The organism is Yersinia sp. 2545 StPb PI (assembly GCF_052217125.1).
Taxonomy (GTDB): Bacteria; Pseudomonadota; Gammaproteobacteria; order Enterobacterales; family Enterobacteriaceae; genus Yersinia; species Yersinia enterocolitica_E.
In genome coordinates, this window is sequence record NZ_JAZGPY010000001.1 from 1,517,956 (window position 1) to 1,542,464 (window position 24,509).

Consider the following 24,509-nt stretch of genomic DNA (forward strand, 5'->3'; position numbering starts at 1 on the left):
CATGGAATTTGCATTTTATATTGCAGCATTGGTGGCAGTGGTGGCGACTATTCGCGTCATCACTCACACCAACCCGGTACATGCGCTGCTGTACCTAATTATCTCTTTACTGGCTATCTCGGCGGTGTTTTTCTCGCTGGGTGCTTATTTCGCCGGTGCGCTGGAAATCATCGTCTACGCCGGGGCCATTATGGTGCTGTTCGTGTTCGTGGTGATGATGCTGAACTTGGGCAACGTCGAACAACAAGAGCGCGACTGGCTGAAACCGAGTTTGTGGATTGGCCCCGGCTTGCTAGCACTGGTGCTGCTGTCGGTACTGATTTATGCCATCAGTTCAGTGACTGATTCCGGTATTAGCGGTGAAATGGTCGATGCCAAAGCTGTGGGTATCAGCCTGTTTGGTCCTTATGTGCTGGCAGTTGAACTGGCGTCAATGTTGTTGCTGGCCGGTCTGGTGGTTGCCTTCCATATCGGGCGCGAACATAAGCCGGGTGACGTGATGGGCGCGAGCGACAGCGCGAAAAGAAAAACGGAGGAACAAGCATGATCCCTCTACAACATGGCCTGATTCTGGCGGCCATACTGTTTGTGCTAGGGCTGACGGGGTTGCTGATTCGTCGCAATCTGTTGTTTATGCTGATAAGCCTTGAAGTGATGATCAACGCAGCGGCGCTCGCCTTTGTTGTGGCGGGCAGTTATTGGGGTCAGGCTGACGGTCAGGTGATGTATATCCTGGCGATCACGCTGGCAGCAGCGGAGGCCAGTATTGGCTTGGCATTGCTGTTACAGCTATATCGTCGCCGTCATACTCTGAATATCGATACAGTCAGTGAGATGCGCGGATGAACCTATTATATTTAACAATTCTGCTGCCACTGCTGGGCTTCTTGCTGTTGGCATTCTCCCGTGGGCGCTGGTCTGAAAATACCTCAGCCACGGTCGGGGTGGGATCGATTGGCCTGACGGCGTTGGTCACACTGTATGTTGCAGTGGATTTTCTTAGCCAAAAGGCCACCGGTGTCCAAGTCTTTAACCAGACGTTGTGGAACTGGATGTCGGTTGGCACCTTCAACATTCCGTTGACCCTGACACTGGATGGCCTGTCGCTGACCATGTTGTCTGTGGTCACCGGCGTGGGTTTCCTGATTCATATGTATGCCTCTTGGTATATGCGTGGGGAGGAGGGTTATTCTCGTTTCTTCGCCTACACCAACTTGTTTATCGCCAGCATGGTGATTTTGGTGTTGGCAGATAACCTGATGCTGATGTATCTGGGTTGGGAAGGGGTGGGTCTGTGCAGTTACCTGCTGATCGGTTTCTACTACACCAATCCTGCCAACGGCGCGGCGGCGATGAAAGCCTTTATCGTGACCCGCGTTGGTGACGTATTCCTCGCCATTGCCCTGTTCATCCTTTATCAAGAACTGGGTACGCTGAATATTCGCGAGCTGATGGTATTGGCACCGCAGAAACTGGAAATGGGCTCTACTGCCATTACCTGGGCGACGCTGATGTTGCTCGGTGGTGCGGTGGGTAAATCGGCACAGTTGCCGTTACAAACCTGGTTGGCCGATGCAATGGCAGGCCCAACCCCGGTCTCCGCGCTTATCCATGCGGCAACCATGGTGACTGCAGGTGTCTACCTGATTGCGCGTACCCACGGCTTGTTCCTGATGGCGCCTGAAGTGCTGCATTTAGTGGGTATTATCGGCGCGGTAACCCTAGTGCTGGCAGGCTTTGCCGCGCTGGTACAAACCGACATCAAGCGGGTGCTGGCTTATTCCACCATGAGCCAGATTGGCTACATGTTCCTGGCGCTGGGCGTTCAGGCGTGGGATGCGGCTATCTTCCACCTGATGACCCATGCCTTCTTTAAAGCGTTACTGTTCCTCTCTTCGGGTTCAGTGATTCTGGCCTGTCACCACGAGCAGAATATTTTCAAAATGGGTGGTCTGCGCAAGACGATCCCATTGGTTTATATCTGCTTCCTGGTAGGTGGCGCGGCATTGGCTGCACTGCCAGTGGTTACCGCAGGCTTCTACAGTAAAGACGAAATTCTGTGGGGTGCATTGGCCAGTGGCCATATCAATCTGATGGTCGCCGGGCTGGCTGGGGCATTCCTCACCGCGCTGTATACCTTCCGTATGATTTTCATTGTGTTCCACGGCGAGCCAAAAACCAAAGCGCATCCGGTTAAAGGGGTAGCTCACAGCCTGCCGCTGATTGTGTTGCTGGTGCTGTCGACTTTCGTCGGCGCGCTGATAACACCACCGCTGGCGGGTGTGTTGCCAGAGCTTCACTTCGGTGAAGAGGGTAAAATGCCACTGGAAATCTTCTCCGGCGTGTTAGTGGTTATCGGGATTGCACTGGCTGCGGCACTCTATCTGGGCAAGCGTCAGTTGGTCAACAGCATCGCGCAAAGTGCGCCGGGCCGCTTCTTTACGGTCTGGTGGTTCCATGCGTGGGGCTTCGACTGGCTGTACCACAATGTGTTTGTCCGCCCGTATTTGTGGATTGCAAGGCTATTGCAGCGTGATCCGCTGAACTCACTGATGAATACCCCGGCGATACTTTCGCGCTGGAGTAATCGCGGTTTGACGCTCAGTGAAAATGGACAGGTGCGTTGGTATGTCGCGTCTATGGGTTTGGGTGCAGTCGTCGTACTGGCTCTGTTGCTTTTCGTTTAATTAGGGACACAAAACGCCATGCTATTACCTTGGCTAATTCTTCTCCCCTTTATCGGCGGCCTGCTGTCTTGGCAGTGTGAGCGCTTCGGTACTAAGGTACCGCGTTGGATAGCGCTATTCGCGATGGGGCTGACATTAGTGCTCTCCTTGCTGTTGTGGGGGCAGGGCAACTATTCACTGGTTAACCCAGCGGGTATCCCGCAGTGGCAATCAGAGTTCATCTTGCCGTGGATCCCACGGTTTGGTATTGAATTCCATCTGGCGCTGGATGGGTTATCACTGCTGATGGTGGTGCTAACCGGCCTGCTAGGTGTGCTGGCTATCCTCTGTTCGTGGCGTGAAATTCAGCGCAATCAGGGCTTCTTCTACCTGAATCTGTTGTGGATTCTGGGTGGGGTTATCGGCGTGTTCCTCGCTATCGACATGTTCCTGTTCTTCTTCTTCTGGGAAATGATGTTGGTGCCGATGTACTTCTTGATTGCCTTGTGGGGTCACAAAGCATCAGACGGTAAAACCCGTATCGCGGCGGCAACCAAGTTCTTCATCTATACCCAGGCCAGCGGCCTTATCATGCTGATTGCCATTTTGGGGCTGGTGTTTGTGCACTACAACGCCACCGGTATCTGGACCTTCAACTACGAAGATCTGTTGAAGACGCCGATGTCCCACAATGTGGAATATCTGCTGATGCTGGGCTTCTTTATCGCCTTTGCGGTAAAAATGCCGGTTGTGCCACTGCACGGTTGGTTGCCAGATGCACACAGTCAGGCGCCAACTGCAGGTTCTGTCGACCTGGCGGGGATTTTGCTGAAAACCGCAGCTTACGGTTTGCTGCGCTTTAGTCTGCCGCTGTTCCCGAACGCCTCTCATGAGTTTGCACCTATCGCCATGTGGTTAGGTGTCATCGGTATCTTCTACGGTGCGTGGATGGCCTTCTGCCAGACTGATATCAAACGCCTGATTGCTTATACCAGCGTGTCGCACATGGGCTTTGTATTGATTGCCATCTATACCGGCAGCCAACTGGCTTATCAAGGTGCGGTTATCCAGATGATTGCCCACGGCTTGTCTGCCGCCGGTATGTTCATCATCTGTGGTCAGTTGTATGAGCGCCTGCATACCCGTGACATGCGTCAGATGGGCGGCCTGTGGGGCCGAATCAAATACTTGCCTGCACTATCGCTGTTCTTCGCGGTAGCGACACTGGGGATGCCGGGCACCGGTAACTTCGTCGGCGAGTTTATGATCCTGTTTGGCAGCTTCCAGGTGGTTCCGGTGATTACCGTGATCTCTACCTTTGGTCTGGTCTTTGCTTCGGTTTATTCGCTTATCATGATGCAGCGTGCTTATTATGGTGCGCCAAAATCACAAGAAGCGTTACCGGGCATGAGCGCAAGGGAACTGTCCATCATCCTGCTGTTAGTGGTGTTATTAGTGTTGCTGGGGGTTTACCCGCAGCCGATTCTTGATACCTCCCATGCTGCGATGAGTAATGTACAGCAGTGGTTCAATGCTTCATCTATTACAACTACAAGGCCGTAATTCGCCATGACAATAACTCCTCAACAACTGATCGCAATGCTACCGCTGTTGATCGTCGGATTGACGGTGGTGGTTGTGATGCTCTCCATTGCGTGGCGACGCGATCACTTTATTAACGCCACCCTGACGGTCATCGGGCTTAACCTGGCGCTGCTGTCACTCTATTTTGTCGGCCAGGTCGGGCCGATGGATGTCACGCCGCTGATGCGGATTGACGGCTATGCGATGTTCTATACCGGGCTGGTGATTGTTGCCAGCCTGGCAACCAGCACCTTTGCTTATCCTTGGTTGAATGGCTATCCAGATAACCGCGAAGAGTTCTACCTGTTGGTGCTGATTGCCACCATGGGCGGCATTCTGTTAGCCAGTGCCAACCATCTGGCGTCGCTGTTCCTGGGTATTGAGCTTATCTCCCTGCCGCTGTTTGGCCTGATTGGTTATGCCTATCGCCAGAAGCGTTCACTGGAAGCTAGTATCAAATACATGCTGCTGTCTGCGGCGGCATCGTCATTCCTGCTGTTCGGGATGGCGCTGCTGTATGCTGAGTCTGGCAGTTTGTCTTTCGCCGGTCTGGGCAAGAGCCTAAGTGACTCCGCTATCCACCAGCCGTTGATTCTGGCGGGCCTCGGGATGATGATTGTTGGTCTTGGCTTTAAGTTGTCGCTGGTGCCGTTCCAACTGTGGACGCCGGATGTGTATCAGGGTGCTCCCGCTCCGGTATCTACCTTCCTGGCGACCGCCAGTAAGATTGCCATCTTTGCGGTAGTCATGCGCTTGTTCCTGTACGCGCCGGCCGCCGACAGTGAAGCGGTGCGTTTGGTGCTCTCCTTGATTGCGGTGGCATCAATACTGTTCGGTAACTTAATGGCTATCAGCCAGACCAACATCAAGCGTCTGCTGGGTTACTCTTCTATCGCGCACCTTGGCTACTTGCTGATTGCGCTGGTGGCGGTGCAGACCCATCAGTTGGCACTGGAAACCGTCGGTGTTTATCTGGCCGGTTACCTGTTCAGCAGCTTGGGTGCGTTCGGTGTGGTTAGCTTGATGTCTAGCCCGTATAAAGGCCCGGATGCAGAATCGCTGTTCTCTTATCGTGGTCTGTTCTGGCATAAACCGATTCTGTCGGCGGTGATGACCGTAATGATGCTATCACTGGCCGGTATCCCAATGACGTTGGGCTTTATCGGTAAGTTCTTTGTGGTCGCAATGGGTGTCAGCGCCAACCTGTGGTGGTTGACCGGTGCGGTGGTCTTAGGCAGTGCCATCGGCCTGTACTACTATCTGCGTGTGACGGTGAGCCTGTTCCTCAGCGCGCCGGAAACACTGGTGCGTGACACACCAAGCAACTGGGCATTGACTGCTGGCGGTGTGGTGGTGCTGATTTCTGCGATTTTGGTGCTGTTCCTGGGTATTTACCCGCAGCCGTTGATCTCGCTGGTTCAGATGGCTCAGCCACTGATGTAATTGATTGTTAAGCCTGTTCCCAAACCCCCTGTTAGCCGAAACGCGCAGGGGGTTTTGTTTTTTACCCGGTGCTGAAATTAATGTTATTTAAGGTGGGGGTGGGGTAAAACATGGAGCGGTGAACACATTTTGAGATATCTTTATCAGTGATTATTTCACTCTATTCTTAAGGATATTTATGTTGTGCTGTATACCTTCACCTCCATCAATTAATGATAATAACTCTTATACAAAATATGATTCTGTGGATGATTTTTTATCGCTATCAGATGAAATAGTTCCAACGGCCGGTTTTTTTAAAGATAAAGAAACAATCAACTTCTTGCTTGATAGGGCGAAGGGAGATGAAAAATTCAATATGGCGATGATAGAAAATGCATATTTAATTACAAATAAAAATGATACATATATGAGAAACCCTTATGTTGACTTAATCGACAAGGTTAACATTTCTGCGATTAACTCTTTGAATATTTTGCAGAAAAAAATAGATGAAGGCAGTGATATTTATATTAAAGCTGGCGAATTGCTCAATAAAGTCATCATTAATCATTTCATTGGCACAGCATCTGACTTAAAAATAGATGATATCAATATTGATAATTGGGTAAATAGAAACCCGCTAACTAAAGCGCTGAAGTTTTGTATTAAAGATAATCATGGGCAGGCTGATATTAATGCGGTTATCTCAGAGAGAGTCATTCAGTACTATCAATCTATAAAAAACGGAGTGTCTTTTTTAGATTGCGACCCTGAGGTACTTACTAATAGACTGCTTTTCAATATTTTTAATTTCCAAACACAAATAACACCATATGCTAATGAAAAGGGTTATTTTAGCGAATGGACAGCAAATGGTGATAAGCAAATTTTTAATAAACGCGCGTGTATCGCGCTTCCAAATTATGCATAGTGTTTATTATGTGACTTTTATCTCATTACAAATGTAATGATAACAACAATATTTATATTTTTGTGACAAAAATACGGAATATTGCTCATCAATTCAGGTAAACTGCTCGACTTTCACTCAATCGATATTGCTTTGATACTTTCGCGCAGGTAACACTGATGAACATTATTCTGATGATTGCCATTACCACCGGCATTCTCTCGGGTGTCTGGGGCTGGGTAGCGGTCAGTTTAGGGCTAATCAGTTGGGCTGGTTTCCTTGGCTGTACCGCCTATTTCGCTTGCCCACAAGGTGGTTTAAAAGGATTACTGATTACGCTGTTAACCTGCCTGAGCGGGGTGTTCTGGGCGATGATGATTATCCAGGGCAGTGCCTTGCAACCGGAATGGACCATCCTTGGGTATGTTTTAACAGGGCTTGTGGCGTTTTTGATGTGCATCCAGGCCTGCCAGCAGTGGTTATCATTTGTTCCAGGTACTTTTATCGGCGCTTGCGCTACTTTTGCCGGTAATGGTAATTGGAAGCTGGTGGTTGCTTCATTGTTAGTCGGGGTGGTATTTGGCTACGCTATGAAGAACAGCGGGTTGTGGTTGGCGGCGCGGCGGGGTCAAGGGAGGCGCTCCTTGGGAGCGCCGGTTGATATTGATTAGATGATCCGGTTCGGTTGATAGTCGTTCAGGTTATCGGTTCGGTTGATAGATACCGGATCAGGTTTCGGTTGATAGTCGTTCAGTTATCACCTTACCTCTATCGCCTCAACCGAGCAGGAGGGCTAGCCGGCCCTCCTGCACCTGCGGCTTGCGCGAAATATTACTGCTATTCGCAGTGCCCTCCGGCAGTCGTTGGCCTTATCGAGCCAGCGCGATTCGCTCCTGCTCAAGCGCGCTTTTCGCCGCCGTCCATGGCGGCTCACTCGGGCCATCGTCTTTGTCGGTAATATTCCTGATTGCGCTCAAGGTCAAAATCAAAACCTTGCTTTTAGGTTTTGACGTTTAAAGCACATTTGAGCTGCCGAGTGAAGAGTGTAGCAAGGGAAATCCGCCATGGACGGCGGATTTAGGCGTCACGCGGAGGGACCCGCGTAAAGCCGTCCCGCCAGCGAAATGATGAGTGAGGGGACCCGCGAAGTGGGCAAGCGATACGTGCGCTAGCGCAGGGGTTCCAAGGGGGTTACGCGCTTGTAACCCCTTTGGCGGTTGAGGCGCAGGAGGTCAAGTGAACACCGATCTCATGTCAACCGAACCGAAAATCTGGACGACTATCAACCGAAACCTGATCCGGTATCTATCAATCGAACCGATAATCTGAACGAATATCCCCCGAAACCTGCTCCGGTATCTATCAACCGAAATAATACCGAATCAGATAAGATGATTCGCCACTTTAACCACGATCTTACGAATCGGTGCGATGTCACCTAATGTTCCCATCGGGCGATGTAACTCGCCGGGGAACAGCAGGGCAATATCACCCGGCGCCAGTGTTAACAAGGTTTCGGTAGTAATACCTTCAAACAACCCATAATCCCGCTCGCTATCAAAATCCATCGTCGGGCGCTGGCCCTGTGTGGATGGCGACGCACCAATCACTTCACTACCTTCCAGCAAAATATGAATATCAATATAGTAACGGTGTAATTCAGGGGCTTGTTCATATAGTGGCTTGGTCGCGGCGATAATATGATTTAAGTAAATCTCACGCCCTTCGATTTCTTGCTCGCCCGCTGGCAGGTTAACCAAATCCATTTTGCAGATAGCCGCTAGGGTGCGGCGGATAACATCTGGATAGATTGGATTATTCGCCGCGCTTTTCAGTTCATCAAGTATCATAACTCTTCCTATATGCTTATGTGGCCCGCGCGTTTAGGCGCAATGACTCACGCTATTTTCATGCTCCAGCGCGGCAATACAGTGCTTAACCACACCGGCGACGTCGGGCGAAATATCTATCTGGATAACATCCGGTTCACTGATACCCGGTACTTCCAGGGTTGCGAATTGGCTTTGCAACAGGCTTTCAGGCATAAAATGCCCAGCGCGCTGCTGCATTCTGTGTAGCACCAAATCGTAATCACCGCTCAGCCACAGAAAACGTATCCCTTGATTGCCGGCACGCAAACGATCGCGATACTGCTTTTTCAGCGCCGAACAGACTAAAAAACCGACTTCATTTTTCTGTTGCAGGCTATAGGCCACATCACTTAACCGTTCTAACCAAGGGGCACGATCAACATCATTTAGCGGCTGACCTGAGGCCATTTTTTGGATGTTGGCGCGCGGGTGTAGGTCATCACCATCAATAAACTTGGCGTTAAGCGCTTGTGCCAGCGCTTGACCGACGCAGGATTTCCCCGTGCCGGATACGCCCATAACAATAATGCATTTCCCAGACATAATGTTCCTCTGTTCCCAGTCAATTGAAGCATTAACCAACGTTATTGATGGGACGAATAACGAAGGTCGCTAATCTCCCAATCACTTCAAGCGAAGGTTAAACTGCAACTAACATCCCGCCATCAACAAACAACAGATGACCATTCACGAAATCAGAGGCTTTGGAGGAGAGATAAACCGCAGCACCAATCAACTCTTCCGGGTCTCCCCAGCGAGCAGCCGGTGTCCGTTTACATAACCAATCAGTAAAGGCTTTATCATCTACCAACGCTTTTGTCATATCCGTTTTGAAATAGCCAGGTGCGATACCATTGACCTGAATATTATAGCGAGCCAGCTCAACACACATACCACGAGTTAGCATTTTTACCGCACCTTTAGAGGCGGCATAGGGGGTAATAGTGTCGCGGCCTAATTCGCTTTGCATCGAGCAAATATTGATAATTTTGCCGCGTTGACGTTTAACCATATAGCGGGATACGGCCTGTGAAACCAAGAATACGGACTTCTGGTTGACCGCAATCACGTCATCCCAATCTTTTTCTGGGAATTCAGTAAAGGCATGGCGGCGCTGAATGCCGGCATTATTAATTAAAATATCGATAGCACCGATGCTACTTTCTATTTGTTCAATGGCTTCATTAACCGCATCGTGATTAGTCACATTAAAGGCGGCAGCATGAGCAATAAAACCGCTAGCACGTAATTCCGCCACGGCTTTTTCCGCTCGTTCTGCGGTAATATCATTAATAATTATCTCTGCACCAAATTCGGCCAGGCCTTTCGCTAATAAAAAACCAATGCCTTGAGCAGATCCCGTAATTAATACTTTGCGGTTTTCTAACGAAAATAAATTCTTCATAATAAATTCCTGATGGAAATGGCGCTTATTAAGCGACATTATAAAATAAATATTATTGAATAATGACTGGGTGAAAACATGTGCATATCAAACCGTTTTCCGCTTGGGTAAACTGTGATGTAGATCACTTTAAATCATGTTACAACAAGCTGTTACCACATACGTGAGCGATATCCCCTTGATGAAGGGGAAATACTGCTGTTAGCCGGTTTTTTTGCTGTTTTATTGCAAGGTTTCAGGTTAACTTATTGATAATATACTAGATTAATAATATGTCACCTGGCTGTTATTGTATTTTAAAGCAGTAACATGCTTTTCATTACACAAGCTAACAGTGCATAATCATATTACCCATTGCGCACTCTTGTTCCAGGTATTTGCCATGAAAAACCAGCGTGTTACGTTGCAGGATATCGCGTTACTTGCAGGCGTGACCAAAATGACTGTCAGCCGCTACTTACACACGCCGGAAAAAGTGGCTCCAGAGACGGCTGAGCGTATTGCTCAAGTGATGGCGGAGGTTAATTATGCTCCTGATTCTGAAGGGGAAAATGGTTTCAATCAAAAGATCCCGCGTATTGGTATCTTGATACCTTCCTTTAATAACCAGATTTTCTCTGACTTGCTGGCGGGTATTGAATCGGTAACCGCTGCCAGCGGCTATCAAACGCTGGTGGTTAACTATAACTATGATAAAGAACGTGAGGAGCAGCAGATCGTTAATCTGTTGTCCTGTCAGATCTCAGGTCTGATACTCACTGATTCAGAACATACCTTACGTGCTGATAAGTATTTGAATGCAGCCGAAATTCCGGTTGCACAAGTGATGGATTTAGAGCCACAGTTCAACCGTATTACCGTTGGTTTTAATAATTATCAGGCTGCTTACGATATGACAGCGACACTATTGGCCAGTGGTAAGCAGAATATTGTCTATTTTGGCTCGATGTCAGATGTACGAGATCGCAAACGTTATCAGGGATATAGCCAGGCGATGATAGATACAGGATTTACGCCATTGCATATCACTCCTAATAAGGTCTCTTCTGTCTCGATCGGGGCTGGGATGCTAGCTCTGGCACGACAAATGTATCCGCAGGTTGATGCTATTTTCTGTACTAATGATGATATGGCCGTCGGCGTGTTACAAGAATGTCTGAAAATAGGCATGGCGATACCGGCTGAAATGGCAATTTCGGGTTTCCATGGCTTAGATATCGGCCAGGCAACCACCCCGGTGCTGGCCAGTGTTACCACCCCACGGTTTGAAATGGGTAAAGTTGCAGCGGAAATTCTGATTAAGAAAATAAATAAAATCCCTACAATTGAACAGGTTGACCTGCATTACCGCATTTCACTCGGTGGGACTATCTGATCTTCTTATCACCGCTAGCAGCCATGGCTCTGGATGATGGCTGCGAATCACTTTGGTCAATGGCCGCTAAATTATCCCTCCGTCAATCAATAACAAATAACGGCAACCGATAACATTTTACTTAGTTAATTCTATAAGTTCTTAACCGGCATTTGCCTGGCTGAAACAATTCAGCACTGGCAATGATAGGTCGATCACGTTACCGGTAACATGTTTTCTTAACATGATTTACAGTGACCTATATCACAAAATAAAACATTGAAAACGGGTCTTATAACGACATTCGCTGAATGGCTAAATCATCCGATGATTACCTGTCGCCATTCTGGTTTTTTATGATTTATTGACATGATCAGGTACCCGTAATGAAAAACAGCAAACAAGCCGTATTAATCATCGCTCCGGTAATGGACTATTTAACTGAAAAATTGGAGCAAACCTTTACTGTTCATAAACTCTTCCAGGTTACCGATCATGCTGAGTTTTTTGCAGAACAGGGGCAGAATATTAAAGGCATCGTGACCCGTGGTGATATTGGTGTCAGCAATGAGGTGTTGGCACTGTTGCCTGAAGTGCAGATAATCTCAATCTTTGGCGTCGGTACCGATGCGGTGGATTTAGCAACCACCCACGGGCGCAATATTATTGTTACTACCACTCCCGGTGTACTGACTGACGATGTTGCTGATACCGCGCTGGGGCTAATCATTGCGACTTCTCGTCGCCTGTGTCTGGCTGATAAATTCCTGCGTGCCGGACAGTGGCCGCACAGTACTTTGCCATTATCATCTAAGGTTACCGGCAAGCGTCTGGGGGTCTTTGGTATGGGGCAGATTGGCCAAGCCATTGCTCGCCGAGCGGCGGGGTTTGATATGCAAATTGCCTATACCGACAAAGCACACAACGAAACGCTGCCCTACCAATATATGCCTGATCTTATGAGTCTTGCCAGCCAAAGCGATATTCTGGTGGTCGCAATCTCGGGAGGGAAAGACAGTGCCGGTTTGGTGAATAAAACCGTTTTTGCTGCGATGCCTAATCACGCCATTTTGATCAATATTGCCCGGGGCAGTATGGTGAATCAGGATGATTTAATCCTTGCGTTGCAGCAGCAAAATATTGGTGGTGCGGGCTTAGATGTTTTTGCCGATGAGCCTAATGTGCCACCAGCATTGATCGAGATGGATAATGTGGTCTTGCTGCCACACATTGCTAGTGCAACGACGGAAACTCGAATTCAAATGAGCGATATTGTCTTCTCAAATATATTAGCCCATTTTTCTGGTGAAAAAGCCCCTACGGCGATCACCTATAAATAATAGATAATTACTTTTAATTAAATATTAAAAATGGCCAGTGAATTTTAATTAACACCAGAAAATAAACTTCTGTTTATTTGCTTGCGGCATTCCCTACACCATTATTTATGGTGCGGGTAATACTCTGCTATTATCATGAGGCGTGTTTATATGGACAGTAAGATCCCTAATGCCCGTTGGTTTCGCGTTATTGTTCCAATAATGATTGCTTGTATTATTTCTTTTATGGACCGGGTAAATATTAGTTTTGCATTACCTGGTGGTATGGAAAGTTATCTAGCAATTACCAGTCAAATGGCTGGTTTAGCGGGCGGTATTTTCTTTATTGGTTATTTATTTCTACAAGTACCGGGTGGCCGTATTGCGGTTCATGGCAGCGGCAGAAAATTTATTGCTTACTCTCTTTGTGTTTGGGCCGTCGTCTCGATTCTGACCGGTTTTGTCACTAATCATTATCAACTGCTATTCCTGCGCTTTGTGCTCGGGGTGTCAGAAGGCGGCATGCTGCCAGTGGTGCTGACTATGGTCAGTAACTGGTTCCCGGAACGCGAAATCGGCCGGGCCAATGCTTTTGTCATGATGTTTGCCCCAATTGGCGGCATGTTCACCGCACCGCTATCGGGTTTCATTATTAATGCTCTGGACTGGCGTTGGCTGTTTTTCCTCGAAGGTTCACTGTCAGCCGTGGTGCTGGTGATGTGGTGGTTTGTTATCAGTGACCGACCAGAGGAAGCTAAATGGTTGTCGGCAAGGGAGCGCGATTATCTGGTGACTGAGTTGGCGCGGGAACGGGCTGAACGGATGCTCGATGCTCCGGTGACCAATGCGCCATTAAAGGCGGTATTCCTGAATAAAGGCTTGATGAAACTGGTCGCACTGAACTTCTTTTATCAGACCGGCGATTATGGTTATACCTTATGGCTGCCGACCATCTTGAAAAACCTAACCGGCGGTAATATGGCTTCCGTCGGTATTCTGGCGATTTTACCCTTTATTGCCACCACTGCCGGTATCTACCTCATTTCTGCCTTGTCGGACAGAACCGGTAAGCGCCGGCTGCTGATTATGGTTTCCCTGTTCTGCTTCGCCGCCGGTCTGGTGACGTCGGTGATTTTCCGCCACAACGTACTGGTCTCTTACTTGGCACTGGTGGTGTGCGGGTTCTTCCTCAAAGCCGCAACCAGTCCATTTTGGTCAATTCCGGGCCGTATCGCGGTGCCAGAAGTGGCGGGTGGCGCACGCGGGGTGATCAATGGCTTAGGCAATCTGGGCGGTTTCTGTGGCCCGTATCTGGTAGGCGTGATGATTTTCTTCTATGGACAGAGCGCGGCAGTTTGCATGCTGGCAGGCTCCCTGATTATTGCGGGATTGATAACCTTAACCCTGCCGAAAGAGTGTGATGTTGAAGTTAGCACGGCGGGGAAGGGCATCGCTGACAAAGGTTTGGCTAAAGCTAAACGCGCTTAAGCCGTGGTGGGGTTTTGGTGGATAACCACTATGCCCCGCCATTTATCACCGGAGAATTTCATGAATCTACAACAGCAATTAGCTCGCTGTCAGCAGCATCAACAACTACTGCAATTGCCTCATTTCAATCATGAAACGGCCTGGCGGTTGGGTGAGAAAATAAAGTGTCAGGCTGAGCGGCAAGGCGTGGCTCTGGCCATCGATATCACGGTAAATCGTCAGACACTGTTTAGTTATGCTATGTTGGGGACTAGCGCTGAAAACCATGACTGGCTGCGACGTAAGCGCAATGTGGTAGAGCTACTTAATACCAGCTCTTATGCCGCTGGCTTGATGTTACAGCAGCGTCAAACCTCACTGGAAGCACGCTATGGTGTCAGCTTGCGGGATTATGCCGCCTTGGGCGGTGGCTTTCCGTTACAGGTTCAACAGGCTGGTGTGATTGGTAGTGTGAATGTATCCGGCGCCCCCCATCTGGATGATCACAATCTGTTGTTACAGGTATTGGCAGATTTTATCGGCCTGCCTCTGAGCAGCATTGAACTTTTAACGCCCTTGAGTGAATAAGGAATGGCGATGAACGCGACCCTCACCCGAGTCACGCAACGTATTACTGCGCGATCCGTAGCCACCCGTACTGCCTATTTGCAACGTATCAGCGCGGCTAAGGAAAATACAGTTCGCCGTTCGCAACTGGCCTGTGGCAATTTGGCGCACGGTTTTGCGGCCTGCCAGCCGGACGACAAAATAGCGCTGAAGAACATGGTACGCAGCGATATCGCGATTATTACCTCCTATAACGACATGCTATCGGCACATCAGCCGTATGAACATTATCCGCAACAACTAAAAGATGCCTTGCATGCTGTGGGGGCGGTCGGCCAGGTGGCGGGCGGTGTTCCGGCGATGTGTGACGGGGTGACGCAAGGGCAGGATGGCATGGAACTGTCGCTGATGAGCCGCGATGTAATTGCGATGTCTGCGGCGATTGGCCTGTCACATAATATGTTTGATGGTGCACTCTATCTTGGGGTGTGTGACAAAATTGTCCCCGGTTTGTTGATGGCGGCGTTGTCATTCGGTCATTTACCGGCGGTTTTTGTCCCCGCCGGGCCGATGGCCAGCGGCCTGTCTAATAAAGAAAAAGTGCGGGTGCGCCAGTTGTTTGCGGAGGGCAAAGTCGATAGACAGGCTTTATTGGACGCGGAAGCTGCCTCCTACCACAGTGCCGGTACCTGTACTTTTTACGGCACCGCCAACTCCAACCAGATGGTGATGGAGGTGATGGGGTTACACTTACCCGGCTCTTCCTTTATCCAGCCCAATACGCCGCTACGTGATGCGCTCACCGCCGCTGCCGCCCGTCAGGTCACGCGCCTGACAGAAACCAGCGGTAGCTATTTACCCATTGGTCAGTTGGTGGATGAAAAGGTGGTGGTCAATGGCATTGTGGCACTACTGGCGACCGGCGGTTCGACTAACCACACCATGCATTTAGTGGCGATGGCGCGCGCGGCGGGGATCATCATCGATTGGGATGATTTTTCTGAGTTATCGGAAGTGATACCACAGTTATGCCGCATTTATCCCAATGGCCCAGCAGATATCAACTACTTTCAGGCGGCCGGTGGTGTAGCGCTGCTGGTAAAAGAGCTGTTGCAGGGCGGTTTACTCCATGAAGATGTCCATACCGTGGCCGGATTTGGCTTGCAGCGCTATACCCAAGAGCCTTATCTGGATCAGGGGCAATTATGTTGGCGTGACGGGGCACAGCAATCGCTGGATGAAACTGTTATCGCCAGTATCGCGATGCCTTTCTCACCACATGGCGGCACCAAAGTCTTAAGTGGCAACCTAGGGCGGGCAGTGATGAAAACCTCGGCAGTACCGCGTGATCATCAGATCATTGAAGGCCCGGCCGTGGTGTTTGAAAGCCAGCACGACGTTGGTCCGGCATTTGACGCAGGCGCACTGGATCGCGATTGCGTGGTGGTGGTGCGTTATCAGGGGCCGCGTGCTATTGGTATGCCGGAGTTGCATAAACTGATGCCACCATTAGGTGTATTACTGGACCGTGGCTTTAAGGTGGCACTGGTCACCGATGGCCGCTTGTCTGGTGCGTCAGGTAAAGTGCCCTCAGCCATCCATGTGACACCCGAAGCGTATTGCGGTGGTTTGCTGGCGAAAATCCGTAATGGCGATCGGGTGCGTGTTGATGGTGTCACTGGTGAGCTTTCACTGTTAGTGGATCAAGCTGAACTGGCTGCCCGCCATACCGACTTGCCAGATATTGCTGCCTTCCACGTAGGATGTGGCCGTGAATTGTTTGGTGCATTGCGCGAACAACTTTCCGGTGCTGAGCAAGGGGCTTGTTGTATCCGTTTTTAGTCATAAAACAGGGGGAAGGGGCATCAGTAACCCTTTTTCCCCTCATATTACTTGCCATACAGATTAATCCTGAAAACTCCATTTCCACCTTGAATCAATATTACGCCGGCTATTTTCGACTATCCTTATGAGATGTCCTTTTTTCACTCATGGAGAACGCATATGAACCGAGATAAAGAACAGCAAACCTCGCTGGATGACGATCTGACTATGCTGACCGATACGCTGGAAGAAGTGCTGCGCGCCTCGGGTGATGCGGCTGATGAAAGCTATCAAGAGATTAAAGCCCGGGCGGAAAAAGCATTAAAGGAGGTTCAGAACCGTTTGAATGGCCGCAGTGAATGCTATATCAAGCGGGCGAAAGCACTGGCGTGTTGCACCGATGATTATGTGCGTGAAAAACCTTGGTGCAGCGTAGGGATAGGGGCGACTGCTGGCTTGATCGTGGGGCTATTGATCGCCCGTCGCTGAAGGATTGACGGCTGATCACTGGATCCATTACAAGGGGCTGCGGCCCCTTTATTTTTCAATTGCCGCTTTGCTGCAACTCGACATAATTGGAGTCTAGCCAGTAGACACCTGTGCTGAGTGCCAGATAACACTTATTGAGTATACAAAACCATCAATATCAAATATTAGTGTGATAACTAACAATAACTTTTGAATCTGACTTTTCTTATTATTCACGCCCCGTATAATCCCACTCTTTCTGTTGATTTGCCGAGGTGGTCGTGAAACAACTTTCTGGTTTGCTGGGTGAATTACGGCAGAAATTACGTGCCGGTTTCCCTGACCAGGCAGGTATCCGGCAAATTATCGTGCCCGCACCGGGTCGAATCGGTAGCCAACTATTAGAGTGGCTGGCCGCCCAATGCCATTTCCCACAATTTTACTGGCTCCATCGCGAAGGTCATGAAGAGGCTGCGGTCTGCGGTCAAACTCGGCTCTTCAATGATATGCAAGCGGCTGATCATTTTATTCAGCAGCATCGGGATGCGAGCGGATTACGTATTTGGGGCTTGAATGCCTTTGAACCGGTGATCGTTAACCAACCCGCTGATGGCGCGCCACTGGCGCAGGCCAGTTTCCTGTTTCTACCCCGCATTGAAATATTACGTCGGGGTGAGCAGACCTATTTAACGCTCAATTTGGCCAGCGACTTCTCCCTACAGCAAGATGCTCTGCACGCAATTAGCTTTATCGACCAACTGGTGGCTGCCAGGCCGTTGCCTGCACTTGATACTCAGGTGCAACATGCCCGCCATATGCCGGAATATCCGCAGTGGCGCCATCTTATTCAGCACGGGTTGGCTGAGATTGAGCAGCAGAAGATGGAGAAAGTGGTTCTGGCGCGTGCCACCCAACTGACGCTGGATAAGCCTCTCTCCAGTGGGGCATTTATGGCCGCCAGCCGGCAGGTCAATCACCACTGTTTCCACTTTATGCTGCGTTTTGATGCGCGGCGCGCATTTCTCGGCTCCAGCCCTGAGCGTCTCTATCTACGCCAGCAGTTGCATCTGGAGACTGAGGCTCTGGCGGGCACGGTATCCAGCGCAGAAACCCCCGAGCAAGCGGCAGAACTGGCCGATTGGCTGATGCATGATGAAAAGAATCAACGCGAGAACTTGTTGGTGGTGGATGATATCTGCCAGCGATTGCAGGGCGGGGTGGCAGCAGTTGATGTAATGCCACCGGAAATCATCCGCTTGCGTAAAGTGCAGCACTTGCGCCGCTGCATTCATGCTCAACTCACCCGCGCCAGCGATACCGATTGCCTGCAACGTCTACAACCGACGGCGGCCGTCGCCGGTTTGCCTCGCAATGTCGCGCGACAGTTTATTGCGCAATATGAACCTTTTTCCCGCGGCTGGTATGCCGGTTCGGCCGGCTATCTTTCGGCAAAACAGACTGAATTTAGTGTCGCCCTGCGTTCTGCCAGGGTAGAAGAACAGCAGGTCCATCTGTATGCCGGAGCCGGTATTGTGGCCGGCTCTGACCCGGAACAGGAATGGCAAGAAATTAACAATAAATCAGCCGGGCTACGCACCTTGCTGGAAAGTCAGCTGTAGGATAATAAAATGCCGTAATTAACCGCACTCATTATGTGGGCGGATTGTGACACCTAAGCGGCAGGTGTAAACTGTGAGCACTTTCCTTACTTATAACCATTAATCAGTCACTCCGGGCTTTTTTAACAGGATGAAGCACTATCCTCATGTTGATTATCGGGGTCGCAGTGTCTGTTAACTGACTGTTGAGCGAACAATGTCGACAAGTGTTTTTAACCGTCGTTGGGCGGCGTTGCTACTGGAAGCCTTGACCCGCCACGGTGTGCGTCATATCTGTATTGCTCCCGGCTCCCGCTCGACGCCGTTAACACTGGCGGCAGCGGCCAATCCTGCGCTGGTTTGTCATACCCATTTTGATGAGCGCGGTTTGGGCCATTTGGCCTTAGGTCTGGCAAAAGCTTCCACCGAGCCTGTGGCCGTTATTGTCACTTCCGGTACTGCCGCCGCCAATCTTTATCCTGCTCTGATTGAAGCCGGGCTAACCGGTGAGCGGCTGGTGTTATTGACCGCAGATCGTCCGCCAGAATTGATTGATTGCGGTGCCAATCAGGCTATTCGTCAACAAGGGCTGTTTGCCAGCCACCCTACACTAAGCCTCAATCTGCCGCGTCCGACCCCCGATATTTCTGCCAGTTGGCTGGTTTCCACACTCGATAATGCGATGGCACAATTACAGCACGGTGGCTTGCACATTAACTGCCCGTTTGCCGAACCCTTGTATGGTGGTGATGAGCACGCCTATGCCGAATGGTCTGCCACCTTAGGCGACTGGTGGCAGGAGTGCCATCCGTGGCTGCGTCAATCCTTATCTGTGTCACAAGGCCAGCAAGCGGACTGGTTTTTCTGGCGACAAAAGCGCGGAGTGGTGATTGCCGGGCGCATGACGGCACAAGAGGGGCAGCTACTGGCTGAATGGGCTGCTCTGCTCGGTTGGCCGCTGATCGGTGATGTGTTGTCACAAACCGGTCAGCCGCTACCTTGTGCTGACTTATGGCTTGGGCATCCCACCGCTAAAACTATTCTCTCGCAGGCGCAGATTGTGCTGCAATTGGGTAGCAGCCTGACCGGTAAACGGCTGTTGCAATGGCAGGCTGGGTGTCAGCCGCAAGAGTACTGGTTGGTCGATAACCTGCCCGGTCGCCTCGATCCGGCGAATCATCGTGGCCGCAGAATTATTTCACCGGTGAATACATGGCTGGAGGAACATCCAGCACAGCGTCGCACGCCGTGGGCCGGTGAGCTGACCGTCTGCTCGGAGAATGCTCAAGCCCATGTGGCTGAAGCCTTGAATGAGCAATTTAGCGAAGCCGCGGTCGCGCATCAACTGGCAGAATTATTGCCGGATAATGGTCAGTTGTTTGTCGGTAACAGTTTAATTGTGCGTTTGATTGATGCGTTGGGCCAACTGCCTGCTGGCTATCCGGTTTACAGTAACCGTGGTGCCAGTGGCATCGACGGTTTATTGTCAACGGCAGCCGGTGTTCAGCGTGCAACCGCTAAGCCGACGTTGGTTATCGTGGGTGATTTATCGGCCTTATATGACCTTAATGCTCTCGCCTTATTGCGCCAAAGCTCGGCCCCTACGGTGCTGCTGGTGGTGAACAATAATGGCGGGCAGATTTTCTCGTTGTTGCCTACCCCAGAAGCAGACCGCCAGCGCTTTTATTGTATGCCGCAAGATGTGAGTTTTGAGCACGCCGCAGCTATGTTCAGTCTGCATTATGCTCGACCGGATAGCTGGCCCCAGCTCCAACAACAGGTGGCGCAATGCTGGTTGCAAGGTGGTGTTACATTGATTGAAATCGTGGTGCCGCCCAGTCAGGGGGCAGAAACACTGCAACAACTGGTGCAACAGGTGGCCCAATTATGACGCTGGCTTGCCGTAAACTCGATCCCCACCCGCAGTCTCCCGCCCGGCATCATAGTGGGCCATGGTTGGTGTGGTTACATGGTTTGTTAGGCAGTGGTCTGGATTGGTTGCCGGTTGCTGAGTTATGTGGCGATTATCCCTCGCTGCTGATAGACCTGCCCGGCCACGGTAAATCGGCCGCCGAGACTACCTGTGGTTTTGCGGATATCAGCCGTCAGTTAGTACAAACGTTACAGGCTAACGGTATTCGCGAATATTGGCTGGCAGGCTACTCTTTAGGGGGGCGAATTGCGATGTATCACGCCTGCTATGGTAGCCATCATGGTTTGCAGGGCTTATTGGTCGAAGGGGGTAACCTCGGGCTGGAAAGCACTGAATTGCGTGAAAAACGCTTGCAGCAAGACCGCCTGTGGGGCCAGCGTTTTCTCCAAGAGCCGTTGCCGCAGGTGCTGGCTGACTGGTATCAACAGGATGTATTTGCTGATTTAGACCCACAACAGCGCGAGAAATTGGTGTTACTGCGGGCGGACAATCATGGCCCATCAGTCGCTGATATGCTCGAAGCAACGTCACTCGGCCATCAACCTTGGCTGCTACCGGCGTTACAACGGCTCACGGTCCCTTACACTTATCTGTGTGGCGATCGCGACCATAAATTCCAGCAATTGGCTGTTCAATACCAGTTGCCATTACGCACACTGGCACGTGCCGGACACAATGCACATCGGGCGAATCCCGGTGCTTTTGCCGCGCAGGTACTTTCATTTTTATCACAGTCTTCATTTTTGTCACTCCCCCGTTAAAGGAATGCTTACTATGCTTTATCCGAGCGAAGAACAGTTGTACGCCGCTATCGACTGGCAGGATTGCTCTACTGGATTTGAAGATATTCGTTATCACAAATCCAGCGATGGTATTGCCAAGATAACCATCAACCGCCCCCATGTGCGTAACGCATTCCGCCCGTTAACGGTTAAAGAGATGATTCAGGCGCTGGCTGATGCCCGCTATGACGACAATATCGGGGTGATCATTTTGACCGGCGAAGGTGATAAAGCGTTCTGTTCCGGCGGTGATCAGAAAGTCCGTGGCGACTACGGCGGTTATAAAGACACCAGTGGCGTCCATCATCTGAATGTGTTGGATTTCCAGCGCCAGATCCGCACCTGCCCGAAACCAGTCGTGGCAATGGTCGCGGGTTATTCCATTGGTGGCGGTCATGTATTACACATGATGTGTGACTTAACCGTCGCCGCCGATAACGCTATTTTCGGCCAGACCGGGCCAAAAGTCGGTTCATTCGATGGCGGCTGGGGTGCGGCCTATATGGCGCGTATTGTCGGCCAGAAAAAAGCGCGTGAAATCTGGTTCCTGTGCCGCCAATATGATGCTAAACAAGCCTTGGATATGGGGCTGGTGAATACCGTGGTACCTATCGCTGAACTGGAACGTGAAACCGTGCGTTGGTGTCGTGAAATGCTGCAAAACAGCCCCATGGCACTGCGCTGCCTGAAAGCCGCATTGAATGCTGACTGTGATGGTCAGGCGGGTCTGCAAGAGTTGGCCGGTAACGCCACGATGCTGTTCTATATGACCGACGAAGGTCAGGAAGGGCGTAACGCATTCAATGAGAAACGCCAGCCGGACTTCAGCAAATTCAAGCGTAATCCGTAATGCGCGCGGCCACGCTTTACCACTATAGCCTTCCGATGGAAGCGGGAGTGATATTGCGCCACCAGCGGCTGAAAAGCCGCGATGGGCTATTGGTTAAATTACAGCAGGGCGACCAGATTGGCTGGGGAGAAATTGCCCCCTTACCGGAGTTCAGCCAGGAAACCCTGCCTGAAGCACAGGTTGTGACACAGCATTGGCTGCAAAACTGGGTGAATGGGGCAGAACCTGAATTTGATGCTTTGCCATCAGTTGCTTTTGGCCTTAGTTGTGCGCTGGCGGAGCTGAATCAAACGCTGCCATTAGCGGCAAATTACCGCAAAGCACCACTGTGCACCGGTGATCCAGATGAGCTATTTGCAGTGTTACAAGCACTGCCTGGGGAAAAAGTCGCCAAGGTGAAAGTCGGGCTGTATGAAGCGGTGCGTGATGGCATGATTGTTAATGTGCTGCTGGAAGCTTTGCCGGATTTGACACTACGGCTGGATGCCAATCGTAGTTGGACGCGGGCGAAAGCTGATGGGTTTGCGAAATATGTCAATCCTGAACTGCGTGCACGCATTGCATTTTTGGAAGAACCTTGTAAAACCCGCGCCGAGTCTCGAGAGTTTGCCCGTGACACGGGGATTGCTATCGCTTGGGATGAGAGTGTGCGTGAGGCTGATTTTAAGGTTGAAGCCGAACCCGGCGTGGTAGCGATTGTTATCAAACCGACGCTGGTGGGCAGCATCAGCCGCTGTCAGCAACTGGTGCAGCAAGCGCATCAGGCGGGATTAGTGGCGGTGATCAGTTCCAGCATTGAATCCAGTCTTGGCTTAACCCAACTGGCACGGCTGGCTGATTGGCTGACACCGGATACCGTGCCGGGGTTGGATACACTGAACCTGATGCAGGCACAGTTAGTCCGTCCGTGGCCGGAGAGTCCCTTGCCTATGGTGACAACCGAACAGTTGGCCGTTCTATGGCACAGTTGAATGATTGGCCCTGGCAATATTCTTCTCCCTGGACTTACTCTTCTCCTTGGAAATACTGGGCCAATCTGCGACCTCAGGCGATCGCCATCCGCTCGGGGTCACAACTGATCAGTTGGCAACAATTGGCGGCTGATATCGATAGCCTGGCGGCGGGTTTTCAACTGCAAGGTGTCGCCCCCGGTAGTGGTGTGGTACTGCGCGGTAAGAATAGTCACACATTGTTGATGGCCTATCTGGCGGCATTGCAGTGTGGCGCGCGCGTTTTACCGCTCAATCCACAGTTACCTGATGCGTTGCTGGCACAGCTTCTGCCCCAGTTGGATATTGATTTTGTGCTGAACCTGGCAGCCCCGCTGTCAGCGGCTCTCTGCTTCACGCCACTGGTACTTGATACCGATAACTCCGTTATGACACCGGTTGTCTGGGATAGTCTACGGCTGGCGACGATGACATTAACGTCGGGCTCTTCCGGTTTGCCCAAAGCCGCAGTGCATTCGCTGGCGGCGCATCTGGTTAGCGCCGATGGCATATTAAAGCTGATGAGTTTCACCTCGACGGATAGCTGGTTGCTGTCGTTACCGCTGTTTCATGTTTCGGGGCAGGGTATTGTCTGGCGCTGGCTGAGTGCCGGGGCCACTTTGGTGGTGCAGGAGGGGATGGCATTGCATGATGCTCTGGCCGGATGTAGCCATGCATCGTTGGTGCCAACCCAACTGTGGCGTTTGTTAGCGAACACTGACACTCGTCTAACACTGAAAGAGGTTTTGTTGGGGGGCGCGGCTATTCCAACTGCGCTGACGGAGCATGCCGAAACCCGTGGCATCCGCTGCTGGTGCGGTTATGGGCTGACGGAGTCGGCCTCAACGGTTTGTGCCAAACGTGCCGATGGCTTGCCCGGTGTGGGGGTTGCGCTGGCGGGGCGCGAGGTAAAACTGGTAGCAGATGAAGTATGGATAAAAGCAGATTGCCTTGCGGCGGGTTACTGGCAGCAGGGAAAGTTGCAGCCCATAACCGACAGCGAAGGGTGGTTTCATACCCGTGATCGCGGGATGTGGCGGCAAGGTGAACTGCATATTCTCGGGCGGTTGGATAATCTGTTTTTCAGTGGTGGCGAGGGCATTCAGCCGGAGGATATTGAGCGGGTTTTGTCACAGTATCCGGGGATACAACAAGCTTTCGTCGTGCCGATGGTTGATGCTGAATTCGGCCACCGACCGGTCGCGGTGATAGATGCTGCCGATGAGGTGGATGACGTGAGTTTATCAGATTGGCTGATACCACAATTGGCGGTATTCCAACGACCAATTGCGTTTTACCGCTTACCGGCGGCGCTTAAGCAGGGGGGGATTAAGGTATCCAGACAGGCGGTTATTGATTTTGTGGCTAAGTTGATTTGATGATCGGGTTCGGTTGATAGACGATTAGGTGACAGGGTTCGGTTGTTAACTCGGTGCTTTAACAACCGAACCTGATCGCCGGCAACCATCAATTGAGCTGATCACCTAATCGGTTACA

At 50.8% G+C, this 24,509-nt stretch carries 22 protein-coding genes; 19 read left to right on the forward strand and 3 right to left on the reverse strand.

The window, feature by feature from the left end:
- The first annotated feature begins 1 nt into the window (after position 1).
- The 7 genes from nuoJ to V1955_RS06965 all read left to right on the forward strand — a co-directional run bounded on the left by nuoJ (position 2) and on the right by V1955_RS06965 (position 7,256).
- Positions 2-547 (forward strand): NADH-quinone oxidoreductase subunit J, encoded by a 546-nt coding sequence (nuoJ, locus tag V1955_RS06935; RefSeq protein ID WP_083158260.1) that lies wholly within the window; start codon positions 2-4, stop codon positions 545-547.
- The gene (gene nuoK / locus V1955_RS06940) at positions 544-846 is read left to right on the forward strand and encodes an NADH-quinone oxidoreductase subunit NuoK (protein WP_032815102.1); all 303 of its coding nucleotides are present in this window, start codon (positions 544-546) and stop codon (positions 844-846) included. The genes nuoJ and nuoK overlap by 4 nt, the downstream gene beginning before the upstream one ends.
- Positions 843-2,687 carry an NADH-quinone oxidoreductase subunit L gene (gene nuoL / locus V1955_RS06945; protein ID WP_442820697.1) on the forward strand — a complete coding sequence of 615 codons (1,845 nt, stop codon included), beginning with the start codon at positions 843-845 and terminating at the stop codon, positions 2,685-2,687. Before nuoK ends, nuoL begins: the two co-directional genes overlap by 4 nt.
- A gap of 18 nt (positions 2,688-2,705) precedes the next feature.
- Positions 2,706-4,229: an NADH-quinone oxidoreductase subunit M gene (gene nuoM, locus V1955_RS06950; protein WP_083158262.1), complete on the forward strand. Its 1,524-nt coding sequence runs from the start codon at positions 2,706-2,708 to the stop codon at positions 4,227-4,229.
- Positions 4,230-4,235: 6 nt separating this feature from the next.
- Entirely contained in the window at positions 4,236-5,693 is a 1,458-nt protein-coding gene (gene nuoN, locus V1955_RS06955; RefSeq protein ID WP_083158263.1) for an NADH-quinone oxidoreductase subunit NuoN, read from the forward strand.
- 244 nt (positions 5,694-5,937) lie between these two features.
- Positions 5,938-6,606 carry a hypothetical protein gene (locus V1955_RS06960; RefSeq protein ID WP_102970379.1) on the forward strand — a complete coding sequence of 223 codons (669 nt, stop codon included), beginning with the start codon at positions 5,938-5,940 and terminating at the stop codon, positions 6,604-6,606.
- Between the two features lie 158 nt (positions 6,607-6,764).
- Complete coding sequence (locus V1955_RS06965) at positions 6,765-7,256, forward strand: DUF1097 domain-containing protein (RefSeq protein ID WP_083158265.1); 492 nt, start codon at positions 6,765-6,767, stop codon at positions 7,254-7,256.
- 711 nt (positions 7,257-7,967) lie between these two features.
- On the opposite strand, the gene V1955_RS06970 is transcribed toward V1955_RS06965, so the two are convergent.
- From V1955_RS06970 to idnO, 3 genes are all read right to left on the reverse strand, one after another.
- Complete coding sequence (locus V1955_RS06970) at positions 7,968-8,435, reverse strand: YhcH/YjgK/YiaL family protein (RefSeq protein WP_083158266.1); 468 nt, start codon at positions 8,433-8,435, stop codon at positions 7,968-7,970.
- 33 nt (positions 8,436-8,468) lie between these two features.
- Entirely contained in the window at positions 8,469-8,999 is a 531-nt protein-coding gene (locus V1955_RS06975; protein WP_372569375.1) for a gluconokinase, read from the reverse strand.
- A 97-nt stretch (positions 9,000-9,096) separates the two neighbouring features.
- On the reverse strand, positions 9,097-9,861 hold the full coding sequence (idnO, locus tag V1955_RS06980; protein ID WP_083158268.1) for a gluconate 5-dehydrogenase: 765 nt from the start codon (positions 9,859-9,861) through the stop codon (positions 9,097-9,099).
- Positions 9,862-10,243: 382 nt separating this feature from the next.
- On the opposite strand from idnO, the gene V1955_RS06985 reads away from it, so the two are divergent.
- The 12 genes from V1955_RS06985 to menE all read left to right on the forward strand — a co-directional run bounded on the left by V1955_RS06985 (position 10,244) and on the right by menE (position 24,391).
- Positions 10,244-11,236 carry a substrate-binding domain-containing protein gene (locus V1955_RS06985; RefSeq protein WP_442820698.1) on the forward strand — a complete coding sequence of 331 codons (993 nt, stop codon included), beginning with the start codon at positions 10,244-10,246 and terminating at the stop codon, positions 11,234-11,236.
- A 365-nt stretch (positions 11,237-11,601) separates the two neighbouring features.
- Positions 11,602-12,555, forward strand: coding sequence for a 2-hydroxyacid dehydrogenase (locus V1955_RS06990; RefSeq protein WP_442820699.1), 954 nt, complete (start codon positions 11,602-11,604; stop codon positions 12,553-12,555).
- Positions 12,556-12,705: 150 nt separating this feature from the next.
- Positions 12,706-14,022, forward strand: coding sequence for an MFS transporter (locus tag V1955_RS06995; protein WP_442820700.1), 1,317 nt, complete (start codon positions 12,706-12,708; stop codon positions 14,020-14,022).
- Between the two features lie 60 nt (positions 14,023-14,082).
- Positions 14,083-14,589, forward strand: coding sequence for a heme-degrading domain-containing protein (locus V1955_RS07000; protein WP_083158272.1), 507 nt, complete (start codon positions 14,083-14,085; stop codon positions 14,587-14,589).
- A gap of 9 nt (positions 14,590-14,598) precedes the next feature.
- Positions 14,599-16,410 carry a phosphogluconate dehydratase gene (gene edd, locus V1955_RS07005; RefSeq protein ID WP_372569374.1) on the forward strand — a complete coding sequence of 604 codons (1,812 nt, stop codon included), beginning with the start codon at positions 14,599-14,601 and terminating at the stop codon, positions 16,408-16,410.
- A 162-nt stretch (positions 16,411-16,572) separates the two neighbouring features.
- Entirely contained in the window at positions 16,573-16,881 is a 309-nt protein-coding gene (locus V1955_RS07010) for a DUF883 domain-containing protein (protein ID WP_083158274.1), read from the forward strand.
- 260 nt (positions 16,882-17,141) lie between these two features.
- A complete protein-coding gene (menF, locus tag V1955_RS07015) occupies positions 17,142-18,479 on the forward strand; it encodes an isochorismate synthase MenF (RefSeq protein WP_442820701.1) in 1,338 nt (445 codons plus the stop codon).
- A 196-nt stretch (positions 18,480-18,675) separates the two neighbouring features.
- On the forward strand, positions 18,676-20,349 hold the full coding sequence (gene menD, locus V1955_RS07020; RefSeq protein ID WP_442820702.1) for a 2-succinyl-5-enolpyruvyl-6-hydroxy-3-cyclohexene-1-carboxylic-acid synthase: 1,674 nt from the start codon (positions 18,676-18,678) through the stop codon (positions 20,347-20,349).
- Positions 20,343-21,152, forward strand: a complete 810-nt coding sequence (gene menH / locus V1955_RS07025; protein WP_442821426.1) for a 2-succinyl-6-hydroxy-2,4-cyclohexadiene-1-carboxylate synthase — start codon at positions 20,343-20,345, stop codon at positions 21,150-21,152. Before menD ends, menH begins: the two co-directional genes overlap by 7 nt.
- A gap of 13 nt (positions 21,153-21,165) precedes the next feature.
- The gene (menB, locus tag V1955_RS07030) at positions 21,166-22,023 is read left to right on the forward strand and encodes a 1,4-dihydroxy-2-naphthoyl-CoA synthase (RefSeq protein ID WP_005191245.1); all 858 of its coding nucleotides are present in this window, start codon (positions 21,166-21,168) and stop codon (positions 22,021-22,023) included.
- The gene (gene menC / locus V1955_RS07035; RefSeq protein WP_083158278.1) at positions 22,023-22,994 is read left to right on the forward strand and encodes an o-succinylbenzoate synthase; all 972 of its coding nucleotides are present in this window, start codon (positions 22,023-22,025) and stop codon (positions 22,992-22,994) included. Before menB ends, menC begins: the two co-directional genes overlap by 1 nt.
- On the forward strand, positions 22,982-24,391 hold the full coding sequence (menE, locus tag V1955_RS07040) for an o-succinylbenzoate--CoA ligase (protein WP_442820703.1): 1,410 nt from the start codon (positions 22,982-22,984) through the stop codon (positions 24,389-24,391). Before menC ends, menE begins: the two co-directional genes overlap by 13 nt.
- Positions 24,392-24,509: the final 118 nt, after the last annotated feature.